Annotated in this window: 17 protein-coding genes; 13 read left to right on the top strand and 4 right to left on the bottom strand. The window is 66.8% G+C overall.

The window, feature by feature from the left end; genetic code table 11:
- Nucleotides 1-89 precede the first annotated feature (89 nt).
- The 5 genes from F1654_RS07815 (at nucleotide 90) to F1654_RS07795 (ending at nucleotide 4,109) form a co-directional block, all read left to right on the top strand.
- On the top strand, nucleotides 90-1,322 hold the full coding sequence (locus F1654_RS07815; RefSeq protein ID WP_150022966.1) for a parallel beta-helix domain-containing protein: 1,233 nt from the start codon (nucleotides 90-92) through the stop codon (nucleotides 1,320-1,322).
- 3 nt (nucleotides 1,323-1,325) lie between these two features.
- The gene (locus tag F1654_RS07810) at nucleotides 1,326-2,492 is read left to right on the top strand and encodes an SO2930 family diheme c-type cytochrome (RefSeq protein ID WP_150022965.1); all 1,167 of its coding nucleotides are present in this window, start codon (nucleotides 1,326-1,328) and stop codon (nucleotides 2,490-2,492) included.
- Between the two features lie 107 nt (nucleotides 2,493-2,599).
- Nucleotides 2,600-3,100 carry a hypothetical protein gene (locus F1654_RS07805; RefSeq protein WP_150022964.1) on the top strand — a complete coding sequence of 167 codons (501 nt, stop codon included), beginning with the start codon at nucleotides 2,600-2,602 and terminating at the stop codon, nucleotides 3,098-3,100.
- A gap of 5 nt (nucleotides 3,101-3,105) precedes the next feature.
- The gene (locus tag F1654_RS07800; RefSeq protein ID WP_150022963.1) at nucleotides 3,106-3,318 is read left to right on the top strand and encodes a hypothetical protein; all 213 of its coding nucleotides are present in this window, start codon (nucleotides 3,106-3,108) and stop codon (nucleotides 3,316-3,318) included.
- 23 nt (nucleotides 3,319-3,341) lie between these two features.
- The gene (locus F1654_RS07795) at nucleotides 3,342-4,109 is read left to right on the top strand and encodes a DpnI domain-containing protein (RefSeq protein ID WP_150022962.1); all 768 of its coding nucleotides are present in this window, start codon (nucleotides 3,342-3,344) and stop codon (nucleotides 4,107-4,109) included.
- Between the two features lie 3 nt (nucleotides 4,110-4,112).
- Here F1654_RS07795 and F1654_RS07790 read toward each other — a convergent pair whose 3' ends face one another.
- A complete protein-coding gene (locus F1654_RS07790) occupies nucleotides 4,113-4,946 on the bottom strand; it encodes an enoyl-ACP reductase FabI (protein ID WP_150022961.1) in 834 nt (277 codons plus the stop codon).
- A gap of 293 nt (nucleotides 4,947-5,239) precedes the next feature.
- On the opposite strand from F1654_RS07790, the gene F1654_RS07785 reads away from it, so the two are divergent.
- Together F1654_RS07785 and F1654_RS07780 are read left to right on the top strand one after the other, a co-directional pair.
- Complete coding sequence (locus F1654_RS07785) at nucleotides 5,240-6,166, top strand: acyl-CoA desaturase (protein WP_150022960.1); 927 nt, start codon at nucleotides 5,240-5,242, stop codon at nucleotides 6,164-6,166.
- A gap of 82 nt (nucleotides 6,167-6,248) precedes the next feature.
- A complete protein-coding gene (locus F1654_RS07780; protein WP_150022959.1) occupies nucleotides 6,249-6,722 on the top strand; it encodes a low molecular weight protein-tyrosine-phosphatase in 474 nt (157 codons plus the stop codon).
- Nucleotides 6,723-6,735: 13 nt separating this feature from the next.
- Here the strand turns inward: F1654_RS07780 and F1654_RS07775 are convergent, their stop codons facing one another.
- Nucleotides 6,736-8,280 carry a hypothetical protein gene (locus tag F1654_RS07775; RefSeq protein WP_150022958.1) on the bottom strand — a complete coding sequence of 515 codons (1,545 nt, stop codon included), beginning with the start codon at nucleotides 8,278-8,280 and terminating at the stop codon, nucleotides 6,736-6,738.
- Between the two features lie 307 nt (nucleotides 8,281-8,587).
- Between F1654_RS07775 and ahcY the strand changes: the two genes are divergently transcribed.
- Nucleotides 8,588-10,006 carry an adenosylhomocysteinase gene (ahcY, locus tag F1654_RS07770; protein ID WP_150022957.1) on the top strand — a complete coding sequence of 473 codons (1,419 nt, stop codon included), beginning with the start codon at nucleotides 8,588-8,590 and terminating at the stop codon, nucleotides 10,004-10,006.
- A gap of 83 nt (nucleotides 10,007-10,089) precedes the next feature.
- Here the strand turns inward: ahcY and ubiG are convergent, their stop codons facing one another.
- A complete protein-coding gene (ubiG, locus tag F1654_RS07765; protein ID WP_150022956.1) occupies nucleotides 10,090-10,854 on the bottom strand; it encodes a bifunctional 2-polyprenyl-6-hydroxyphenol methylase/3-demethylubiquinol 3-O-methyltransferase UbiG in 765 nt (254 codons plus the stop codon).
- Between the two features lie 126 nt (nucleotides 10,855-10,980).
- On the opposite strand from ubiG, the gene F1654_RS07760 reads away from it, so the two are divergent.
- Both F1654_RS07760 and cobT read left to right on the top strand, forming a co-directional pair.
- Nucleotides 10,981-12,201 carry an aspartate kinase gene (locus F1654_RS07760; protein ID WP_150022955.1) on the top strand — a complete coding sequence of 407 codons (1,221 nt, stop codon included), beginning with the start codon at nucleotides 10,981-10,983 and terminating at the stop codon, nucleotides 12,199-12,201.
- A 58-nt stretch (nucleotides 12,202-12,259) separates the two neighbouring features.
- Nucleotides 12,260-14,113: a cobaltochelatase subunit CobT gene (gene cobT, locus F1654_RS07755; RefSeq protein WP_150022954.1), complete on the top strand. Its 1,854-nt coding sequence runs from the start codon at nucleotides 12,260-12,262 to the stop codon at nucleotides 14,111-14,113.
- Between the two features lie 4 nt (nucleotides 14,114-14,117).
- On the opposite strand, the gene F1654_RS07750 is transcribed toward cobT, so the two are convergent.
- Complete coding sequence (locus tag F1654_RS07750; protein WP_150022953.1) at nucleotides 14,118-15,122, bottom strand: RluA family pseudouridine synthase; 1,005 nt, start codon at nucleotides 15,120-15,122, stop codon at nucleotides 14,118-14,120.
- Nucleotides 15,123-15,295: 173 nt separating this feature from the next.
- Here F1654_RS07750 and F1654_RS07745 point away from each other — a divergent pair, with 173 nt between their 5' ends.
- From F1654_RS07745 to sppA, 3 genes are all read left to right on the top strand, one after another.
- Nucleotides 15,296-17,644: a TonB-dependent receptor gene (locus F1654_RS07745; RefSeq protein ID WP_150022952.1), complete on the top strand. Its 2,349-nt coding sequence runs from the start codon at nucleotides 15,296-15,298 to the stop codon at nucleotides 17,642-17,644.
- A 149-nt stretch (nucleotides 17,645-17,793) separates the two neighbouring features.
- Nucleotides 17,794-19,521 (top strand): alkaline phosphatase D family protein, encoded by a 1,728-nt coding sequence (locus F1654_RS07740; RefSeq protein ID WP_150022951.1) that lies wholly within the window; start codon nucleotides 17,794-17,796, stop codon nucleotides 19,519-19,521.
- Between the two features lie 96 nt (nucleotides 19,522-19,617).
- Nucleotides 19,618-21,507 carry a signal peptide peptidase SppA gene (gene sppA / locus F1654_RS07735; protein ID WP_150022950.1) on the top strand — a complete coding sequence of 630 codons (1,890 nt, stop codon included), beginning with the start codon at nucleotides 19,618-19,620 and terminating at the stop codon, nucleotides 21,505-21,507.
- Nucleotides 21,508-21,542 lie beyond the last annotated feature (35 nt).

The raw sequence follows: 21,542 nt of genomic DNA, 5'->3' as shown, positions 1-21,542 counted from the left end.
GACAGGCCGGGAGCGCGCTGGTTACCCTTAGCCATCGCCGGGAGGTGCGCGCGCATGAGACGCGGCCCCCGGTACAGGGGAGGACTGTCATGACGCATTACCGCACGCTGCCGGCCCTGATCGGGGCGCTGGCGCTCGCCGCCTGCGGCGGCCAGCCTGAAGGGCGCGACACCAGCGATTTCGACCGCGATTACCAGGGCGTGCTCCACGAGGCGCTGCTGGACGCCGAGCCCGGCGCGGTGATCGAGATCCCGGCAGGGCGCTTCGTGTTCGAGCGCGGGCTGTCTTTGAGCGGCGTCAGCGGCGTGACCATACGCGGGGCGGGCATGGACGAGACCATTCTCTCCTTCGCCGGCCAGCGCCAGGGCGCCGAAGGCCTGCTGGTCTCCAATTCGGACAATTTCACCATCGAAAATCTCGCCGTCGAGGACACGGCGGGCGACGCGGTCAAGATCACCGGCTCTGACGGGGTGACGATCAGGGGCGTGCGGGTGGAATGGACGCGCGGCCCGTCCAGCGAGAATGGCGCCTACGGGCTGTATCCGGTGCTCTCGCGCAATGTGCTGATCGAGGATTCGGTGGCCATCGGCGCCTCGGATGCGGGCATTTATGTGGGCCAGTCGGAAACCATCATCGTGCGCAATAACCGCGCCGAAGATAATGTGGCCGGGATCGAGATCGAAAACTCCAACAACGCCGATGTCTACGGCAATGTGGCGGTGAACAATACCGGCGGCATCCTGGTGTTCAACATGCCCAACCTGCCCCGGCCCGGCGCCGGCACGCGGGTGTTCGACAATGACGTGCACGACAATAATCTGGCCAATTTCGGCCATGCCGGCACGCCGGTGGCCAATGTGCCGGCCGGCACGGGCATCCTCATCAACGCCAATGACGATGTGGAGATTTTCAACAACCGTCTGCGCAATAACCGCACCGCCCACGTGATCATCTCCTCGGGCCATTCCTCGGGCTTTTCCGATCTGGGCGTGAGCGAGGATTTCGATCCCTACCCCGAGCGCATCCATGTGCATTCCAACAGCTATGAGGGGGGCGGCAATAATCCCGACTCCATCGAGCTGCAGGCCCTGCGGGTGATGAAATTCGGCCCCACCGGGCGCATGCCTCCGGTGATGTGGGACGGGTTCGTGAACCCGGCGCGGCTGGTGGACGGGGCGCTGCCGGACGATTTGCGCATCTGCGTCACCGACGCCGACGTGATCAATGTGGACGGCCCCAATGGCTACGCCAATCCCCAGGTGGGGCGCGAGGCGTTCGATTGCGCCCATGAGCCCCGCCCGGCTGTGGTGCTGGACCGCTAGGCGATGGCAAGGGCCGCCAGCGCGATACTGGGCCTGGTTCTGGGTGCGCTGATGGCGCTGGCGGCGTGTGCGCCGGCGCCGGAAGGCGGCGCGCCCGAACCGGCCTATATCGCTGAGGGCCGGCCCCAGTCCCTGGACGCCTGGGGCCAGATCGCCCGGCGCGGCGGCCAACTGGTGCTGGGCGAGGGGGTGACGGCCTATGAGCTCAACACCGCGCTGTTTTCCGATCACGCGGTCAAGCTGCGCACGGTCTGGATGCCGGACGGCGCCGGACCGGCGCAATATCACGAGCGCGCCGTGTTCGAGTTTCCCGCCGGGACCGTGATCACCAAGACCTTCTTCTATCCGCTGGCCGGCGGCGGGTTTGATCAGGTTTCGGATGCGGGCGTGCTGTCCGATCATTTCGACGGCGCGGCGCTGGACCTCACCGGCCTGCGCCTGATCGAGACGCGGGTGCTGGTGCGCCGCGAGGCGGGATGGGAGGCCCTGCCCTATCTGTGGGATGACGCCCAGACCGGCGCGTCGCTGGCGCGCACGGGCGCGATGCTGGACCTCACCTTGATCAGCGCGGCCGGATCGGCGCGCGACTTCCCCTACGCCGTGCCGGACGTGAACCAGTGCGCGGCCTGCCATGTCACCGATGCGCGCGACGGCGCGGTGCGGCCCATCGGCCCGGCGGCGCGCCATCTCAACCGCGATTTCCTCTATGCGCACGGGAGCGCCAACCAGATTGCGCATTGGAGCGAAACCGGGCTGCTGACCGGCGCGCCGGAACCGGACGCCGCGCCCCGGGCGGCGCGCTGGCACGGTCAGGCCAATCTGTCGGGCTTGCAGCTGGAGCGCGCGGCGCGGGCCTATATCGATATCAATTGCGCCCATTGCCACTCGCGCACAGGCCCGGCGCGCACCTCGGGACTCTATCTGGAGCCCTGGGAGCCGGACGGGCCGAATCTGGGCCGCTGCAAGCCGCCCATCGCCGCCGGGCGCGGCACGGGCGGGCGGCTGCACTCCATCGTGCCGGGCGATTCGGACCGGTCCATCTTCGTCTACCGCATGGAGACCGAGCGCGTGGGCGCCATGATGCCCGAGCTGGGCCGGGCGGTGGCCGACGGCCCGGGCGTGGCGCTGATCGCGGCCTGGATCGACGCCATGGCGGGTGGATGCGGCTGACAGGGCTTGCATCAAGACCGCTTGGCGAAGCGGCGCGGGGCGTGCATGCTCGCGCGCAATCAGACTGACCGGCGCCGCGAGCGGACGCCTGACCGGGAGACGCTTTCATGACCGCCTGCCTGCCGCGCCTTGGCGCCATCGCCGTGCTTGCCGCGCTCGCCAGCGCCTGCACCACCCAGTCTTTGGCCTGCCGGGATGCCGACGCCGCCGAGCGCAGCCTGTTCGCCGCCATCGTGGCCCATGACCAGAACCGGGTGGCCTCGCTGATGGCCGCCGAGGGGCGCGAGACCGCCAACCGGCTGCGCGCGCTGGACCCGGAGATCCAGGCCCAGCTGTTCGGCACGCGCATGGGCGACCGCTCGGTGCGCACGGTGATGATGCGTCCGCCCCTGTGCCTGATTGACGAGCCCCAGGGGTCCAATGCGCGCGTGACCTATGTGTTCCCCGCCGGACGCTTCGACGCCCTGCAGAACCCCGGCATGACCGGGCTGCAGACCGGCGAGCCGGGCTATGATCACGCCGCCTGCCGCTTTGTCATGGAAAACGGCCAGTGGCGCCTCGCCGACGCCTGCCTGACCACCTTCCGTCCACGCCCCGCGGTGGGGTAGGGGCCATGAAGAGATTCACCGTAAGAAAACGAGTTGATGCTTACGCTAACTATGTTGCGACTGTGGTCGCGCCTGATGAGGATACAGCAGCAGATATAGCTAGTGATCATGAATATCTTTTTGAGTGGGATTTCGAAGGATTAAGCGAGTTTGATGACAGACATTTTGTTACAATTGAAAATGACGGGACTGAAATCGACTCGTCATCCACCCGATAATGTAGCTTATCCGGGTTAGTAAATTGGAATTTGAGTTCAGAGAAACCCAAACTCCATTTATCAGCGCATCTCAGTCTGCTAGGAAATGGACGGAAGACTGGGCTAAAGAGCAACTGTACTGCCCAGCGTGCGGCGCCATCAAACTTGAGCCATTTAGGGCTAATGCGGCTGTAGCGGATTTATTTTGCGGCACTTGTGAGGAGCAGTATGAGTTAAAAAGCTCTAAGCGTAATTTTACGAATAAGATTGTAGACGGGGCCTATGATACGATGATGGGTCGACTTGGAGAGGCGAATAATCCCAATCTGCTTCTCTTAACTTATGACATCGATAGTCTTCGTGTGAATTCCCTAACGCTTGTGCCAAAATTCTTTTTTACGCCAAATATTATAGAAAAAAGAAAGGCGTTGGGGCCCAAAGCCAGGAGGGCCGGTTGGGTTGGTTGCAACATAATTTACGGCAAAATCCCAGAATCTGGCAAAATTAAAATAGTAGACTCTGGTATAACTATAAACAAGAATTTAGTCTTGGAGCAGTGGAAAAGGACCGCATTCTTACAGTCTGTGGGCTCAGAGGCGCGCGGGTGGTTGACTGAGGTAATGAATTGCGTCGAGCTTATTGGAAAGGATCGGTTTTCACTTTCTGATGTGTACGCATACGAACAGCATCTGAGCACAATATACCCAGGCAATAATAATATACGCCCAAAAATCAGGCAGCAGTTACAGGTGCTGCGTGATGCTGGGTGGCTAATTTTTCTTGGAAACGGCCAGTATGAATTGGCCCGTTAACCCCTACCCCTCCCCTTCGCCCGGGTCGGGGACGCCCACCACGTGGAAGCCGGCGTCCACGTGCAGGACTTCGCCCGTGCACGAGGCGCCCAGATCGGACAACAGATAGAGCGCAGCGCCGGCCACGCCCTCCATGGTGGTGTCCTCTTTCAGGAGCGACCAGTCCTTGCCGGTCTTCATCAGCTGGCGCCCGCCGCTGATGCCGGCCATGGCCAGGGTCCGCATCGGGCCCGCCGAGATGGCGTTGACGCGGATGCCGGCCGGACCCAGATCGCGCGCGATATAGCGCGTGGAGGCCTCCAGCGCGGCCTTGGCCACGCCCATCACATTGTAATTGGGCACCACGCGTTCGGCGCCCAGATAGGTCAGCGTCACCATGGCGCCGCCGCCTTCTTCGCGCGGGGGCATCAGGGCGCTGGCGCGCTTGGCCGCATCCACGAAGGAGAAGGCGGAGATGTCCATGGCCCGCTTGAAGCCCTCGCGGGTGGTGTTGTGGGTGAACGAGCCCTGCAGCTCGTCCTTGCCGGCGAACGCGATGGCGTGGACCAGGAAGTCCAGCTTGCCCCATTTGGCTTTCAGCGTTTCAAAGCAGGCGTCCATGGAGGCGTCGTCGGACACGTCGGCGGTGACCATGAAAGGCTCGCCGCCCAGTGATTCGATCAGCGGGCGCACGCGCTTTTCCAGCGCCTCGTCCTGGTAGGAGAAGGCCAGCTCGGCGCCTTGCGCATGCAGCTGGCGGGCGATGCCCCAGGCGATGGAGTTCCTGTTGGCCACGCCCATGACAAGTCCGCGCTTGCCCTTCATCAGCCCGCCTGCTGGAAAATCACCGTCCGCCATGCTGGTCTCCCTTGACTCTTTTCAGGGCGCTGGCGGGAGGGCCCGCCGGATGCGCCGTATGTGCGCCCAGCCAATAGCCCACCCGCGCCGCCCGTGTCGAGCGCCGCCCGTGACGTGCAGGGCCGGGCCCGGGCGGATCCGGGCCGCGCATAATGGTCACGCGCGCGTGACTGAGGGGCGCACATTCAGGCCTGTTTTTCGCCGCGAACCCGTGTCAGTCTCAGATTCAGCCGGGCCTGGTTCGCACATTGCGGCCCGCCCGGCCCGGTAAAACGAGACGTCAGAGGTTACGCATGAAAGCCTTGCCGGCGCCGCGCTCGGCCGCCATCCCCAAAAGCTGGTCTAACCTGGACTGGGCCAGCGTTTTCGCCGCCATCATCTATCCCGCCCTGGGCGTGCTCGGCCTGATCGCCGCCGCCATCATCGGCTGGTCCTTTTCGGGCGTCACCCTGGTCTGGTGGTATATCCCGCTGGCCCTGTTCACCGGCGCGGTGACGCTGGTGATCTGCAATGTGGGCATCGGGGTGATGCACCGCGTCTGGCAGCACAAGGCGGGCGAGCTGCGCTGGCCGGCGCAAGTGATCACCGCCTTCAACTGCGTGGTGGCCATGCAGGGCAAGCTGAAGGACTGGGTGAACTACCACTCCCAGCATCACCGCCTGTCAGACCGGCCCGGCGACCCGCACAACCCCGCCGAGGGCAAGTTGTGGGCCTGGATGGGCTGGCTGTTCTGGCGTGATCCCAATGATCTCAAGCGCCCCATGGCGATGTGGCTGCGCGAGAACCGCTCGGTGGTGATCTTCGACCGGCACTACTCGCTGATCACCATTCTGGTGCATCTGGTGGCGCCGGCCCTGATCTATCTGGCGGTCTGGCTGCTGGGCGGATCGCTGATCCTGACCCTGATCCTGCACGCCAGCGCCATTGTGGCGCGCGGGGTGCAGTTCCACGCCACCATTCTGGGCATCAATGTGTTCGGCCATCTCAAGACCCCGGCCTGGGCCGATTACCTGCTGGCCCTGCTCACCGGCGGCGAGGCGTTTCATGATCATCACCATGATGAGCCGCGCAGCGCGCTGCATCTGCCCCGCCGCGGGCTGATCAACCGTCTGGTGGATTATAACGGCACGGCGCTGTTGATCTTCGAGAAGCTGCGCTGGGCGCGCAATCTGGAGATCGCGCCGCAATTCGCCTCCCAGCCGCGCCTGACGGCCCGCTGACCCCCCACCGGTTAAACCGGCTTTAAGCGGAACGGCGGCTCAATGGGGCCGCCGTTTCTTGTATCAGCAGGAGGCTTGCGCCATGGCGCGGCGGTCCGTTTCGATCCTGTTCGTGTGCACCGGGAATATCTGCCGTTCGCCCACGGCGGAGGCCGTGATGCGCGTGCTGGCGGAAAAGGCGGGGCGCGATGTGCGCTGCGAGTCGGCGGGCACGGGAAGCTGGCATGAGGGCGAGCGCCCCGATCCGCGCGCCGTCTCCGCGGCGCAAAGGCGCGGCTATGACATGACCGGCATGATCGCGCGCGCCGTCATGGACGCTGATTTCACCGCCTATGACCATCTCATCGCGCTCGATCACAGCCACAAGCGCTGGCTGCTCAGCGCGCGCGATTACCGGCGCCTGCCCGAACGCGCGCGCATTTCACTGCTGATGGACTGGTCGGTGGGCCAGGCCGGCAGGGACGTGCCCGACCCCTATTATGGCGGGTCAGCGGAGTTCGAGCGCGCCCTGGACCTGATCGAGAAGGGCTGTCAGGGCCTCATCTCGCGTCTCTAGACGCGCCGCGCCGTCAGGATTTGGCGTCACCGGGTTCGGGCGCGTCCTTGGCCTCGTCCTTTGACGGAGCGTCCGGCGCAGACTCTTCCCCTTCGCCATTCTCGGACTCCGGTGCGGCGAACATGGGGGCGCCCGCCTCCTCCCGCCGCGGCATGGGCGGGGGCGAGGGCAGCACAATGGCCCGCGCGGCATAGCGCGGATCGGTGCGCAGGCGCGCCTCCTCCTCGCTTTCATCGGCCGGAACGGCGCTCACAGCCTCCTGGCCGGGGGCGTCCGGCTCATCGGCGCCAGAGGTGACGGCCAGATCAGGATCGACAAAGCCGTCAGCCTCGACCTTATCGCAATCATTCGCCGGGGAAGGGGCGGCGGAGTGCGCCGGCGCTTGCGGGGCCGGCTCTGAAGCCTGATCGTTGACCTGATCCGGGGCCGGCTCAGGCTTTCTGTCCGTCTCAGGGTCCGGCTCCGGCGCGGCGGCGTCCTCGGTCCTGGCTTCAGCGTGTGCGTCCCCGTCATCGGCGCCCACGCTCTCTTCGGCGTCCTTGTCTGCAGACGGTTCGTCATCGCTGCTGGCGGCGTCCGCTTCGGCGCCGGGCGCCGGATCGGCCTTGTCCGCGTCATCAGACGGCTCGCGCAGGGCGGCGCCGGCGGCGGCTGGCGCAGCGGCGTCGGAGATCACCGCCGAGCGCGGCGCGCGCACATGCTCGGTCGGGGTCTGGGTCATCATATGCTCGGCGAGCATGGAGATGCGGCGCTCCAGCCGCACCGCATCGCGGGCGCGGTTGATGAAGCCGCCAATGATGAACAGCAGCGCGCCCGCGCCCAGCACGGCCAGCGCCGGACCGGTCGCCGCACCCGGACCGTCCAGCCCGATGGCGCCCATAATCGCCAGCCCCGCAAACAGCGGCGCCCAGACCAGGCGCCAGGAGCGCGAGGCGTAGGTGGTCACCGCCAGCGCCGCAGCCACGCCCGCAAACACGATCGCGCCTGACTGGGCCGCGATATCGGATCCCGCCGGCTCCAGCAGCGGCGTCAGCCAGCCCGCCGCATCGCTCCAGCGCCAGGCCTCCAGGCCCGGCAGGGCGGATGCCGCCAGCGCGAACACGTCCGGCGCCGGCAGGGGCGCGGCTGTCGCCGGGGCCAGCTCGGCCAGAAAGGCGTGCAGATAGGGCCAGACAATCGCCAGCGCGGCGATGGCGAACAGGGCCACGGTCATCGCCCAGTTGAGATTGCGCGCCACGCCTGCGCGCGACAGCAGGGCGTGAATGCCCGGATGGGTGCGCGCCCAGCCGCCGCCGGCGGGGTTGGCCACCGCCACCGGGCGCGAACGCCGGGCGGGGCCGGGCTGCAGGCGCAGCACGCTGGCGTAATCGCCCGGCTGGAGCTGATAGTTCTTGTCCATCAGGCGCAGCGTATGGCGCGCGCCGTCGAGGTCCTGGATGCGGCGTTCATCGGTGCGGGCGCGCGGGTCGGCGCCCACCACCTCGCCGGTGACGGCGTAGAAATCGATGGTTTTGCGCCCGAAACGCTGGCTGGCGTGCGCCGTTGGCAAATTCGCCATGAATGACCTTCCCCTCGCTTCTCGTTCCGGGCCGGCGTATCGCCTTGGCCTTGCGGACGTGAACCCCTCTGGCCTGCCCTGGCGCCATCCCCCTCAGGAGGGCCCGTCCGGCGGGCCAAGTCAGGACATTACCAAACAGTATATACAAAATTAGGACCGTTTTAAGAAAATACGGCATTTAGGGCCTGAAAGCGGGCTTGAGCCCGGGGCGTTTGCGCCGATATGCACTTTCCTTTATATCACCCGCGTCCCGGATCGGGACGCAACAGACACTCCCTCCCCGCCAGGCGAAAGGCTCAAGGACACTATGACTCTGATCAATGCTGCCAACACCGGTGAGGACCGGTATGTGAAGGATATGAGCCTGGCGCGCTGGGGCCGGATCGAGATCGAGATGGCCGAGATCGAGATGCCCGGCCTGATGGCCCTGCGCGAGGAATACGCCGGTCAGCAGCCGCTCAAGGGCGCGCGCATCGCCGGCTCGCTGCACATGACCATCCAGACCGCGGTGCTGATCGAGACGCTGGTGGCGCTGGGCGCGGACGTGCGCTGGGCCTCGTGCAATATCTTCTCCACCCAGGACCACGCCGCCGCCGCCATCGCCGAGGCCGGCATCCCGGTCTTCGCCTACAAGGGCGAAACCCTGAAAGAATACTGGGAGTTTGCCGACGCCATCTTCCACTGGCCCGACGGCCAGGTGGCCAACATGATCCTGGACGATGGCGGGGACGCCACCATGTATCTCCAGCTGGGCGAGAAGGCCGAGGCCGACCCGTCGGTGCTGGGCGAGCCCAAATCGGAGGAGGAGAAATTCCTCTTCGCCACCATCCGCGAGCGCATCAAGATGTCGCCGGGCTGGTTCAAGACCGCCAAGGCGGCTATCAAGGGCGTGTCCGAAGAGACCACCACCGGCGTGATGCGCCTGTATCAGATGGCCAAGCGCGGCGAGCTCGCCTTCCCGGCCATCAATGTCAATGACAGCGTGACCAAGTCGAAATTCGACAACCGCTATGGCTGCCGTGAAAGCCTGGTGGACGCCATCCGCCGCGGCACGGACGTGATGATGGCGGGCAAGACCGCCGTGGTGTGCGGCTATGGCGATGTGGGCAAGGGCTCGGCGGAATCGCTGGCCCAGGCCGGCTGCCGGGTCTCAGTCACCGAAGTCGACCCGATCTGCGCCCTGCAGGCCTGCATGGACGGTTTCGCCGTGGTGCGTCTTGAGGACGTGATCAAGGATGTGGACATCGTGGTCACCGCCACCGGCAATAAGGACGTGGTCACGGTCGATCACATGCGCGCCATGAAGCACATGGCCATCGTGTGCAATATCGGCCATTTCGACAACGAGATTCAGGTCGAGGCCCTGCGCAATTTCCGCTGGACCAATGTGAAGCCCCAGGTGGACCTGGTGGAATTTCCTGAAGGCCACAAGATCATCATGCTGTCCGAAGGCCGCCTGGTGAATCTGGGCAACGCCAACGGCCACCCCAGCTTTGTGATGAGCGCCAGCTTCACCAATCAGGTGCTGGCCCAGATCGAGCTCTGGCAGCGCGGCGACCAGTACAAGAACGATGTCTATATCCTGCCCAAGCATCTCGACGAGAAGGTCGCGGCCCTGCACCTGCCCAAGCTGGGCGCCAACCTCACCGAGCTGAGCGCCGAACAGGCCGATTATATCGGCGTGGAGCAGACCGGCCCGTTCAAGGCCGAGCACTACCGCTACTAGGCGGCGCGAGACGCCAAAACACAGCCCCGCCGGAGCGATCCGGCGGGGCTTTTTGTTTGGCGGACAGGCAGCCTGACCGGGCGCTAGCCCGGCTTCACCGAGGCCATGAGATAATTCACCCCGGCATCGCCGGAGATGAAGAAGCGGTCCTTGAGGGGATTATAGGTGACGCCCACCGGCGCGCGCACGTCAAGCCCCTCGGCCTCCAGCGCCGCGCGCACTTCGTCGGGGCGCACCAGCTTGTCAAAGCGGTGGGTGCCGCGCGGCAGCCAGCCCAGCACGTATTCAGCCCCGAAAATCGCCGTGGCGAAGGCGCGCGCCGTGCGGTTGATCGTGCCCACGATCATCATCCCGCCCGGTTTGACCAGTTTCGCGCAATCGCGCAGGAAGACATCCGGGTCGGCCACATGCTCGACCACTTCCAGATTGAGCACCACATCGAACTGTTCCGCGCCGCCTTCGGCCAGCAACAGCTCGGCCGCGCCGTGGCGGTAGTCGATGGTGAGGCCGCCTTCAGCAGCGTGGACCATGGCGGTCTTGATATTGGCTTCAGCTGCATCCACCCCGGTGACCGAGGCGCCCAGGCGCGCCATGGGCTCGCTGACCAGCCCGCCGCCGCAGCCGATATCGAGCAGTTTCAGCCCCTCCAGCGGCGCCGCGCCGGAGCGCGCGTAATGGGCGCAGACCTGTTCGCGAATCCAGCTCAGGCGCGCGGGATTGAATTTGTGCAGCGGGGCGAATTTGGAATTGGGGTCCCACCATTCCCCGGCCATGCGGGAGAATTTCTCCACTTCACCGGGGTCTATGGAGGGGGCGGACAGACGGTCGGGGGCGGCGGCCTGGGCCATGGGGAACTCCGGTGCGGCGTTGGCGCGCGCGAAGCGCTTATCTATAGGTGACGCAATATGGGCGCGCGCGCGCCCGGAATCGAGCCGGGTGCGCGGTTACGTCCCGGATGCAGTGTGAGTAGTGGCATGACGCGGCTGGTCCTGAAGTTTGGCGGCACCTCCATGGGCGGGCCTGAACGCATCGCCCATTCCGCCGCCATCGCCGCCCATGAGGCGTCTCAGGGCCGCGAAGTGGCGGTGGTGGTCTCGGCCATGGCCGGCGAGACCGACCGGCTTCTGGGTTTTGCTGAAAGCCTGGGCGGCGGGCTCGGCGAGGTGGAGACCGACACAGCGCTTGCCGCCGGGGAGCAGGCGAGCGCGGCCCTGATGGCGCTGGCGCTGAAAGCGCGCGGACTGAAGGCGCAGACGGTCACCGGCTGGAGCCTGCCCATACTTGTGGAGGGGCCGCCGGGCTCGGCGCGCATCACCGCCATCGCCGGCGAGCCGCTCGATGAGATGATGCGCGCCGGGATCATACCGGTGATCGCCGGCTATCAGGGCCTGAATGCGAAAGGGCGCCTGGCCACGCTGGGCCGGGGCGGCACCGATCTCACCGCCGTGGCGGTGGCTGCGGCGGTGGGCGCCGAATGCGACATCTACACCGATGTGGACGGGGTGTTCACCACCGATCCACGCATCGCGCCGGAAGCGGCGCGGGTGGAGCGCATCAGCCATGACGCCATGCTGGAGCTGGCCGCCATGGGCGCCAAGGTGCTCCAGACCCGCTCGGTGGAATACGCCAAGGCCAAGGCTGTCACCTTGCGCGTCAAATCCAGCTTCCTGGCGCCGGGGCAAAGCGCGGGCACCGAAGTGGTGGAGGAGGCGCATCTTGCCGAGCGGCGGGTGGTGTCGGGCGTCGCCTATATGCGCGATCAGGCGCGCCTGTCCCTGCATGGCGCGCCGGGACCGGAGGCGGCCGAGGCCCTGTTCGCCGCCTTCGCCGAGGCCGATGTGGCGGTGGACATGATCGTGCAGGCGCGCGCCCGGGCGGGCGGCGCCGTGATCGAATGCTCGGTCAGCGGCCGTGATTTGCCGCGCGCCCTGGCGCTGGCCCAGGGGCTCGCATCCCGCTTCGAGGGGCTGGAGACGCGCTCGGAAACCGGCCTGGCCAAGGTGTCGGTGGTGGGTACCGGGCTGCGGGGCCGGGCCGATGTGGCGCGCACGCTCTATGGCGTGCTGGCGCGCGAGGGGGTGAGCGTGCGCATGGCCGCCACCAGCGAGATCAAGATCTCCGCCCTGGTGGATGGTGATTTGCTGGAGCGGGCGGTGCGCGCCCTGCACGGCGCCTACGGGCTGGCGGACGGGTGATGCATCACGGCGCCTCTCCGGGTTCGCAAGGGCGCGCGCGGGCGCTAGATGTGTGGCCATGAGTGAGGAACGCCCCGCCGAAACCTTCCGCCGCGCTGTCGGCGCCGCCGTGCGCGCCCTGGCGGGCGAGCCGGGGCTTGAGGTGAAATTCGGCGGCGACCGAAGCCAGCTGGCGCGCGGGCGCGTGCAATTGCCCGATCCGCCCGCCGCGCTGGGCCCGGAGGATGCGGCGCGCCTGCGCGGCAAGGCCGATGCGCTGGCCCTGCGCCTGGCGCTGCACGACGCCGGACGTCACCAGCAATCGGCGCCGCCCGGCGCGCGCGCGCGCCAGATCCATGATGCGGCTGAACAGGCGCGAATCGAGGCGTTGGGCGCGCGCGACATGCGCGGCGTGGCCGGCAATCTGGACGCGGCCCTGATCGAGCGCTGCCGGCGTGAGGGCTGGCAGGCGGTGGAGGACCGCCAGAGCGCGCCGCTGGCCGATGCGGTCTCCATGCTGGTGCGCGAGCGCATTACCGGGCGCCCCGTTCCCGAGGATGCGCGCGGGCTGATGCAGGTCTGGCGCGAGGAGGTGGAGGCCGCCGCCGGCCCGGCCCTGGACGCGCTGGCCGGGGCGGCGGGCGATCAGGCGCGCTTCGCCGAGGCCCTGCGCCAGGTGCTGCGCGATCTCGATCTCACCGACGAGCTGGGCGAGGAGCCCGAAGAGTCGCAGGACGACCAGACCGAGGACGATAGCGGCGTCGAGCAGGAGCCCCAGTCCGGCGAGGACGAGGGCGATCAGGAGCCCGATGGCGGCGAGGACGACCAGCCCGAGGACGCGCGCGGCACGGCGTCCGATACTGATGAGGTGGACTTCGCCCAGGACAGCCAGGCCCGGGTGGAGGCCCAGGACGAGCCGGGCGAATCGCATCAGGCGTCCCGGCCCAACTGGGTCCCGGCGCCGGGCGAATCGCCTGACGCCTACAAGGTGTTCACCCGCGCCTTTGACGAGGTGATCCACGCCCAGGATTTGTGCGATGGCGAAGAGCTGTCCCGGCTGCGGCGCAATCTCGACCAGCACCTCAAGGGGTTGGAGGCCGCCGTGGGCCGGCTCGCCAACCGGCTGCAACGCAAGCTCATGGCCAAGCAGCAGCGCTCCTGGGCGTTTGACCAGGAGGAGGGCGTGCTCGATCCGGCCCGCCTGACCCGGGTGATCCTGGACCCCATGCAGCCCCTGTCCTTCAAGCAGGAACAGGAGATGGCCTTCCGCGACACGGTGGTCACCTTGCTGCTCGACAATTCCGGCTCCATGCGCGGACGGCCCATCCTGGTGGCGGCGGCGTGCGCGGACATGCTGGCGCGCACGCTGGAGCGCTGCGGGGTGAAGACCGAGATACTGGGCTTCACCACCAAGGCCTGGAAGGGCGGGCGGTCCAAGGAGGAATGGCTGGCGCGCGGCAAGCCGCCCCATCCCGGCCGGCTCAATGATCTGCGCCACATCATCTACAAGGGCGCCGACGCGCCCTGGCGCCGGGCGCGGCCCAATCTGGGCCTGATGCTGCGCGACGGGCTGCTCAAGGAAAATATCGATGGCGAGGCGCTGTTATGGGCCCATCAGCGCCTGCTGGCGCGCCCTGAACAGCGGCGCATACTGATGGTGATCTCCGACGGCGCGCCGGTGGATGACGGCACCCAGTCGGCCAATTCGCCGGCCTATCTGGAAAAGCATCTGCGCGAGGTGATCGCCCATATCGAGACCCGCTCGGATGTGGAGCTGCTGGCCATCGGCATCGGCCATGACGTGACGCGCTATTACCGCAAGGCGGTGACGATTGTGGATGTGGAGCAGCTGGCCGGCGCCATCACCGCCCAGCTGGCCGATCTGTTTGAACGCGACCCGCGCCCGGCCCGCCAGACCCGGCGGCGGGCCTAAGTCGCTAAAGCGTCTCCAGAAAGCCCTGCAGGCGGGCCATGTCGGCGGGCAGGTCCGTTTCAAAGCGCAAGGTCTCGCCGCTCACCGGATGGACGAAGCCCAGCACGGCGGCGTGCAGGGCCTGGCGGGAGAAGTCGCGGAACACCTTGCCATCATCGAGCTTGGCCAGCACCCCGCCGCGCCCCTTGCCATAGAGCGGATCGCCCAGGAGCGGGCAGGCGATATGGGCCATATGCACCCGGATCTGGTGGGTGCGCCCGGTCTCCAGCCGGCAGGCCACGCGCGCCGCAACCGGGGTGCCCACCGAGGCGCCGGGAACCTGGCCATAGACCGACAGGGTCTCGTAATTGGTCACGGCGTGCTTGCCGGCCTTGCTGTGTTCGGGCAGCACCGCGATCTTCTTGCGGTCATGATCGGACCGGCCCAGCCGGGTCTCGATGCGCCCCTGACGCGGCTTGGGCGCGCCGCGGGTGAAGGCGATATAGGCGCGCTCGGCCTCGTGGGCGGCGAATTGTTCCGACAGGCCCTGATGGGCCGCATCGGACTTGGCCGCCACCATCACCCCGGACGTGTCCTTGTCCAGCCGGTGCACGATGCCCGGACGCATCACCCCGCCCACGCCCGACAGCGACCCCGCGCAGTGATGAAGCAGGGCGTGGACCAGCGTGCCCGTCCACGCGCCCGCCGCCGGGTGCACGGTCATGCCCGCCGCCTTGTTCACCACGATCAGGTGATCGTCCTCAAAGAGAATATCCAGCGGCAGGGCTTCAGGCCGGGGGCTGGCCGGTTCGGGCGCGGGGACATGGAGCTGGTACACGCCCTCGCGCAGCTTCGCCGACGGATCGGTCAGCGCCGCGCCGTCCACGCTCAGCGCGCCCGCCTCGATCAGCGCCTTGCAGCGCGAGCGCGACAGGTCCGGGCACTGGGCCGCCAGCCAGCGGTCCAGGCGTTCGCCCAGCGCGTCAGGCTCGGGCGTCAGGGTGCGGATATCGTCTTCGGCTGCGCTCATGGTGCGCTTGTAGCCGGGCGCGGGTGTGTCGAACAGGCCACGCCTGCCGTTTTGCTGCGCCGCGTCAAAGACCTGTCATCGCTCTGTGGGCGTTCTGTCATGATGCGCGCCTAAGGCCGGGGGCTGACGCGATCCCGGAACGGGACCGCCTTTGTCCAGCCCAGGGGAATCCCATGTCCATCAAGGCCCGTCTGTCCGCTTGCGCTGCTCTGGCCGCGCTTCTGCCCGCCGCGCCGGCGTTCGCCGAAACCGAAACCCAGGCCGCGCCGCGCGCCGAGACCCGCGACGTGATCACCGTGACCACCCAGTTCCGCGCCCAGTCGCTGGCGGACGTGCCGATCAATGTCACCGCGTTTGACGCCGAGCTGATCGACCGGCTCGACATCCGCAATCTGGAAGACCTGGCCCTGTTCACTCCTGGCCTGGTGATCCTGGAGCAGAGCCCGAACAATACCGGCTACTCCCTGCGCGGCATCACCACCGACAGCGGCGCGGCCAATGCCGAGGCGCGCGTCGCCCTGTTCCAGGACGGCGTGTCCATCACCCGTTCGCGCGCGTCCTATGTGGAGCTGTTCGATATCGAGCGCCTGGAAGTGGCCAAGGGCCCGCAGCCGACCCTGTTCGGCCGCGGCGCGCTGATCGGCGGCATCAATATCATCCAGAACAAGGCCGTGCAGGAGAACTCCGCCAGCCTGTTCGGCGGGTTCGGCAATTACAATCAGCGTGAGCTGGGCGGCCATGTGAACCACGCCCTGGGCGAGAATTACGCCTTCCGCCTGGCCGGCGTGCTGCGCGCGCGTGATGGCCATATCGAAAATCTCGGCGACGGCAAGGACCTGCAAGGCCGTCATGTGGCCGGCGTGCGGGCCGTGTTCAGCGGCGCGCCCACCGATACGTTCAGCTTCCACGTGATCGCCAACTGGCAGGAAGATTCCGGCCCCGGCACCTCGTTCAAATCGGGCATTCTGGCCGCACCGGGCACGGACACCTCGCCCTACACGGCCGCTGACCTGCGTCTGATCCCGGGCTTTCTGGACGGCCAGCAACTGGGCCTGAACCGTACGGTGCAGGGCGTCACCGTTCTGACCGACTGGGACCTGAGCGATGCGCTGCACCTGTCCACCATCACCGGCTATCGCGATTATGACTCGCTGGAAGTGTTCGATCCTATCGGGGCGGGCCTGAATTTTGTGAACTTCGCCGAGGACGCTTCGGGCCGCCAGACCAGCCATGAAATGCGCCTGACCTTTGACGATGGCGGCCCCCTGACCGCGTTTGGCGGTTTCACCTATTTCTACGAAGCCAACACCCAGCGCGTGCCGGGCATCTTTAATGAAGGCGTGGCGCAGGCCTTCTTCGTGTCCACCGGCGCCTTTGGCGATCCGGCTGCGGTTGCGGCGGCGCTGGGCGTTCCGGTTTCGGCGATCACCGATCTGCGCAATCCCTTCCCCTTCTCCATCGCCGCCCTTTCGAGCGGCCAGGGCATGGTGCCGCTGCGTGCGAACTATACCGAAGAATCGGCCAATGCCGGCCGCACCGAGGCCTGGGACGTGTTCGCGGACGTGTCCTACGCCGTCACCGACCGCCTGACCCTGACGGCGGGGGTGCGCTACACCAATGAGGACAAGGTGGCCTCGGGCTATGGCGGCACGTCCATGGGTCCCAACCGGGTGACTTTCGGCCCGATGCTGGTCCTGCCCGCCACCCCCAATGGCGCGGAAGTCAGCCAGACCGCCAGCTTCGACGCCTGGACCTGGCGCTTCGTGGCCGCCTATGAGCTCAATGACCGGATCAATACCTGGGCGAGCTTCGCGCGCGGCCGGCGTCCCGACGTGATCGCGCTGGACACCACTTCGCCGGACTTCTTCTCCATCGCGCCGGCCGAAATCGTGGAATCGCTGGAAGCGGGCGCCTTCATCAGCTTTGACCGGGGCAATGTGTCGGGCTCGGTCTTCCGGTCCGAATACGAGAACTTCCAGTCGGCGGTGTTCGATCCCACCTCGGGCACGTTCGCGCCGGACAATGCGGGCAATGCGACCCAGTACGGCATGGAGCTCCAGACCGACTGGCGCGTGCATGACCGCGTCGATGTGTTCGCCACCTACACCTATAACCTGGCCACCTTCGATTCCACCTCGGGCGGCCAGCCCCAGCAATTCGCCGGCAACCGCTTCCGCTATTCGCCCGAGCACTCGGTGGCGCTGGGCGCGCGCATCCAGGTGGCGGACGGCCCGTGGGGCGAGGTGAGCCTGCTGCCGAGCTATTCCTGGCAGTCGCACTTCTATTTCGACAATGACAACCAGGAATTTGACGGCGTGCGGCAGGACTCCTACGGCGTTCTGCGCGCCCGCCTGCGCTACGAGACCGCCGACCGCAACCGCTTCGCCGAACTGTTCGGCAATAACCTGACCGACGAGCAATACCTCATCGATGCGGGCAATACCGGCGCGGCCTTCGGCCTGCCGACCTTCATCGCCGCCGCGCCGCGCACATTCGGCATCCGCGTCGGGGCGTATTTCTAGGTCCCTGTTGCGGACATGACTGGCGGCCGGTGCGGGCGGGACATGTCTCCCCTTCGCGCCGGCCGCGCCTGTTTTGAAGAACAGTCCGGCTTTGCAAGGCTGCGCGCGTCTGCAAATGTGGCGCGCAACAGTCCGGGGAGGGATGAGCCATGAGTGACGACACGCTGAAACTCACGCGCCGGGGCGCGCTGCTGGCGGCGGCGGGCGCCGGGCTGGCGGTCAGCGCCTGCGGGGAGACTCTCGAGCAGCTCGACCCGCTGCCGCGCCGCGAGGGGCCGTTCAAGCATGGCGTCGCCTCGGGCGATCCCAAGGCCGACAGCGTGGTGCTGTGGACCGCCATCACCCCGGAAAACGGCGCAGGCGCCGGTCCGGTGGAGGTTGAGATGGCGCTGGACGAGGCCTTCTCCGACATTGTCTGGCGCGCAGAGGCGGCCCCGCGCGAGGGGGTGCTCAGCGTCCATGGCGCCACGCCGGTGAAGATCATCGCCGACGGGCTGGAGCCCGGGCGCTGGCATTATTATCGCTTCCGCTTTGGCGGGGAGACCTCGCCTGTGGGCCGCACGCGCACGCTTCCGGTGGGACGGGTGAGCGAGTACCGCATCGCGGCGTTCTCCTGCTCCAACTATCCCCACGGCTTCTTCAACGCTTACCGCCACGCCGCCGAGCACGCGCAGGCTGATCTGATGATCCATCTGGGCGATTATATCTATGAATACGGCATGGGCGGGTATGGCACCGGCGACGCCGAGCGCCTCGCGCGCGTGGTCGATCCCCAGACCGAACTTTACACCGAGGAAGACTACGCCCGGCGCCATTCGCTCTACAGCCTGGACCCGGACCTGCAGGCGGCCAAGGCGGCGGCGGCCTGGCTGCCCATCTGGGACGATCACGAGACCGCCAATGACAGCTGGGTGGACGGGGCGGAGAACCACGACCCGAAGACCGAGGGCGACTGGCATGAGCGCCGCGACGCGGCCATCCGCGCCTATCATGACTGGCTGCCGGTGCGTGAGGGCGAGACCCTGATCAAGCGCTATGGCAAGGCCGAGATCGGCGATCTGGCCACGCTGGTCTTCCTGGAAACCCGCCTGACCGCGCGTTCCGAAGAGCTGGACTTCTCCAGCTTCCCGATTGATGTCGGCGCCGATCCCGATGACCCGGCCAATCAGGCTGCTGTGCGCCACTGGCGCGAAAACATCATCGGAAACCCCGAGCGCCGCCTGATCTCCGAGACCCAGGGCGAGTTTGTGCAAGACGCGCTGGCGGCCTCGGTGGCCGAAGGCAAGCCCTGGCGGGTGATCGCCAACCAGGTGCTCATGGGCCGTCTCGAAGCGCCGAACTTCATGACCGAGACGCCGTTCTGGCTGCGTCTGGGGATGCGGCTGCGCTCGCGCTTCCAGTGGGAGTTCGCCCAGCGCACCGCCCATGGCGTGCCGCTCAATCTGGACAGCTGGGACGGGTTTCCCGTGGACCGCGAGCGCTTTTATGACCGCGCCCGGGCCGCAGGGGCCGATTTCATCGTGCTCACCGGCGACACCCACAATATCTGGACCAATGATCTCTATGACGCGTCCGGAGAGCGGCGCGGGACCGAGTTCGGCGTCACCTCGGTGACCAGCCCCTCGCCCTATGAGGCGGTCAATGCGCCGGACGTGGATTTCGGGCGCATGATGGAAGAACGCAACCCCGAAATCCTGCACAATAATGTGCGCGACAAGGGCTATCTGCGCCTGACCCTGCGCCGGGGCGAGGCGCTGGCCGAGCATGTGCGCGTCACCACCATCAAGAGCCGGGACGCGTCTGGCGAGGTGGAAAGCCTGTGGCGCGTCAGCCCGTCGCTCGGCGGCGCCGTGCCGCCGGTGGAGCGCATCGGATAGGGCTTGCGCCTGACCGATATTTAACGCTGATGCGGCTGGACAGGGGTGCGAACAGCGTTCACGGTCCTGCGCAGATATCTGCTGGGAGCGGGAACCATGTCTGATAAAGCCAAGGAAAACATCTTCGCGCGGATCTGGCGCTGGATCGGTCACATCCAGCACGGCATCCTGCGCGTGTTCGGCCTCATCCTCATGCTCATCGTCCTGATCGCCCTGATCGGGTCGATTTTTTCGGGCGATGACGAGTTCGAGATGGCCGAGAGCGGTCTCTTGAGCTTCTCACCCAATGGCGTGATCGTGGAGGAGAAAAGCCAGGTCTCGCCCGGCGACGCCTTCACGGCGGCCCTGCTGGGCGGAGGCGCGCGCAATGAGATTCTCCTGCGCGACGTGATCGAGGGCCTGCGCCTGGCCGCCGCCGATGACGAGGTCACGGCGCTGATGGTCAATTTCGACAATCTTCTGGGCGCCACGCCTGCGGCCCTGCACGCCATCGCCGCCGAGATGGCCGCCTTCCGCGAAACCGGCAAGGACATCATCGCCTATGGCGACAGCTTTACCATGGGCGGATATCTGCTGGCCTCCCAGGCCAGCGAGATCCACATGCATGACATGGGCTGGGTGATGGTGAACGGCTATGCGGTTTACCGCACCTTCTTCCGCTCCCTGCTGGACCGTCTGAACGTCACGGTGAACATCTACCGCGTGGGCGAGTTCAAGTCGGCGCTCGAGCCCTTCATGGGCGATGAGATGTCCGAAGAGGCCGCCGAGGCCAACCGCTTCGTCTTCGGTGAGCTGTGGGACGCCTATCAGCGCCGGGTGGAGGGCGCCCGCGGGCTCGATCAGGGCGCGTTGCAGGTTTATGCCGACACCTTTCCGGACCAGATCACCGCCCTGGCGCATGAATCGGCGCGCGCCACAGGCGAGATCGCCCTGCGTGCGGGCCTGATTGACCACCTGACCGGGCGCGGCGCTTTCCGCAACGCCATGGAGGAACGCTTCGGCCGTGACGCGGATCAGAACCGCGTGCGTTCCAGCAATTTTCTGGAGTATGTCGAGGCGCGACGGCCCAAGCCGCGCGAGCGCGGTGATGTGATCGCCCTGATCACCATGACCGGCACGATCGTGGACGGTAATCAGGACGGCGGCGTGATCGGCGGCGACATGCACGCCAATCTGGTGCGCAAGGCGCGTCTGGATGACGATGTGAAGGCCATTGTGGTGCGCATCGATTCCGGCGGCGGCTCGGCCTTCGCCTCGGAACTGATCCGCGAGGAGCTGCGCCAGGCCCGTCTGGACGGCAAGATCGTGGTGGTGTCCATGGGCGGCGTGGCGGCCTCGGGCGGCTACTGGATCGCCGCCCCTGCGCACGAGATCTGGGCTGAACCGACCACCATCACCGGCTCCATCGGCATTTTCGGCTTCCTGCCCACGCTGGAGAATGCGCTGGGTGAAATCGGCGTCAGCGAGGATGGTGTTGCGCTGACGCAAACCGCCCGCTTCCCGTCACCGACCGGCGGGGTAAGCGAGGCCTGGAACACGATTTTGCAGGCCAATATCGAGACCGGATACGACAATTTCCTCGATGTAGTCGGTGAGGGCCGCAACATGACCCGCGCCGAAGTGGACGCCATCGGCCAGGGCCGCATCTGGACCGGCGCCCAGGCTCATGAGCGCGGGCTGGTCGATCATCTGGGCGGGTTCGACGAGGCGGTCACCGCCGCCGCCGAGCGCGCCGGGCTGGAAGAGGGCCAGTTCCGCCTCAGGCGGTTTGTGGAGGAACGCGATCCGTTCAAGGAATTCCTGAAAATGATCGGATTGTCGTTTGTGGCCGAGGTGATGGCCGGGTCCGGCCTGATGCCCGGCGGGCTCCTGGGCCAGGCCGCGTCCGAAACCGGCGCCGAGCTGCAGCGCATCAACATGATGAACGATCCGCGCGGGGTCTACGCCACCTGCCTGGAATGCGAGAGCTTCCGCCGGGTGCGGTAGGCTGCACGCCCGTGCGGGCGTTCAACGGGCATTGA

The sequence above is a fragment of the Alkalicaulis satelles genome, assembly GCF_008630495.1.
Classification (GTDB): domain Bacteria; phylum Pseudomonadota; class Alphaproteobacteria; order Caulobacterales; family Maricaulaceae; genus Oceanicaulis; species Oceanicaulis satelles.
The sequence above is the reverse complement of the archived record's forward strand: the minus strand, read 5'-3'. Positions and strand labels throughout refer to the sequence as shown.

Bases quoted from the DNA above. Each gene is read 5' to 3' on its own strand.
- F1654_RS07815 (WP_150022966.1), top strand. From the start codon at position 90: ATGACGCATTACCGCACGCTGCCGGCCCTGATCGGGGCGCTGGCGCTC.
- F1654_RS07810 (WP_150022965.1), top strand. From the start codon at position 1,326: ATGGCAAGGGCCGCCAGCGCGATACTGGGCCTGGTTCTGGGTGCGCTG.
- F1654_RS07805 (WP_150022964.1), top strand. From the start codon at position 2,600: ATGACCGCCTGCCTGCCGCGCCTTGGCGCCATCGCCGTGCTTGCCGCG.
- F1654_RS07800 (WP_150022963.1), top strand. From the start codon at position 3,106: ATGAAGAGATTCACCGTAAGAAAACGAGTTGATGCTTACGCTAACTAT.
- F1654_RS07790 (WP_150022961.1), bottom strand. From the start codon at position 4,946: ATGGCGGACGGTGATTTTCCAGCAGGCGGGCTGATGAAGGGCAAGCGC.
- F1654_RS07785 (WP_150022960.1), top strand. From the start codon at position 5,240: ATGAAAGCCTTGCCGGCGCCGCGCTCGGCCGCCATCCCCAAAAGCTGG.
- F1654_RS07780 (WP_150022959.1), top strand. From the start codon at position 6,249: ATGGCGCGGCGGTCCGTTTCGATCCTGTTCGTGTGCACCGGGAATATC.
- F1654_RS07775 (WP_150022958.1), bottom strand. From the start codon at position 8,280: ATGGCGAATTTGCCAACGGCGCACGCCAGCCAGCGTTTCGGGCGCAAA.
- ahcY (WP_150022957.1), top strand. From the start codon at position 8,588: ATGACTCTGATCAATGCTGCCAACACCGGTGAGGACCGGTATGTGAAG.
- ubiG (WP_150022956.1), bottom strand. From the start codon at position 10,854: ATGGCCCAGGCCGCCGCCCCCGACCGTCTGTCCGCCCCCTCCATAGAC.
- F1654_RS07760 (WP_150022955.1), top strand. From the start codon at position 10,981: ATGACGCGGCTGGTCCTGAAGTTTGGCGGCACCTCCATGGGCGGGCCT.
- cobT (WP_150022954.1), top strand. From the start codon at position 12,260: ATGAGTGAGGAACGCCCCGCCGAAACCTTCCGCCGCGCTGTCGGCGCC.
- F1654_RS07750 (WP_150022953.1), bottom strand. From the start codon at position 15,122: ATGAGCGCAGCCGAAGACGATATCCGCACCCTGACGCCCGAGCCTGAC.
- F1654_RS07745 (WP_150022952.1), top strand. From the start codon at position 15,296: ATGTCCATCAAGGCCCGTCTGTCCGCTTGCGCTGCTCTGGCCGCGCTT.
- F1654_RS07740 (WP_150022951.1), top strand. From the start codon at position 17,794: ATGAGTGACGACACGCTGAAACTCACGCGCCGGGGCGCGCTGCTGGCG.
- sppA (WP_150022950.1), top strand. From the start codon at position 19,618: ATGTCTGATAAAGCCAAGGAAAACATCTTCGCGCGGATCTGGCGCTGG.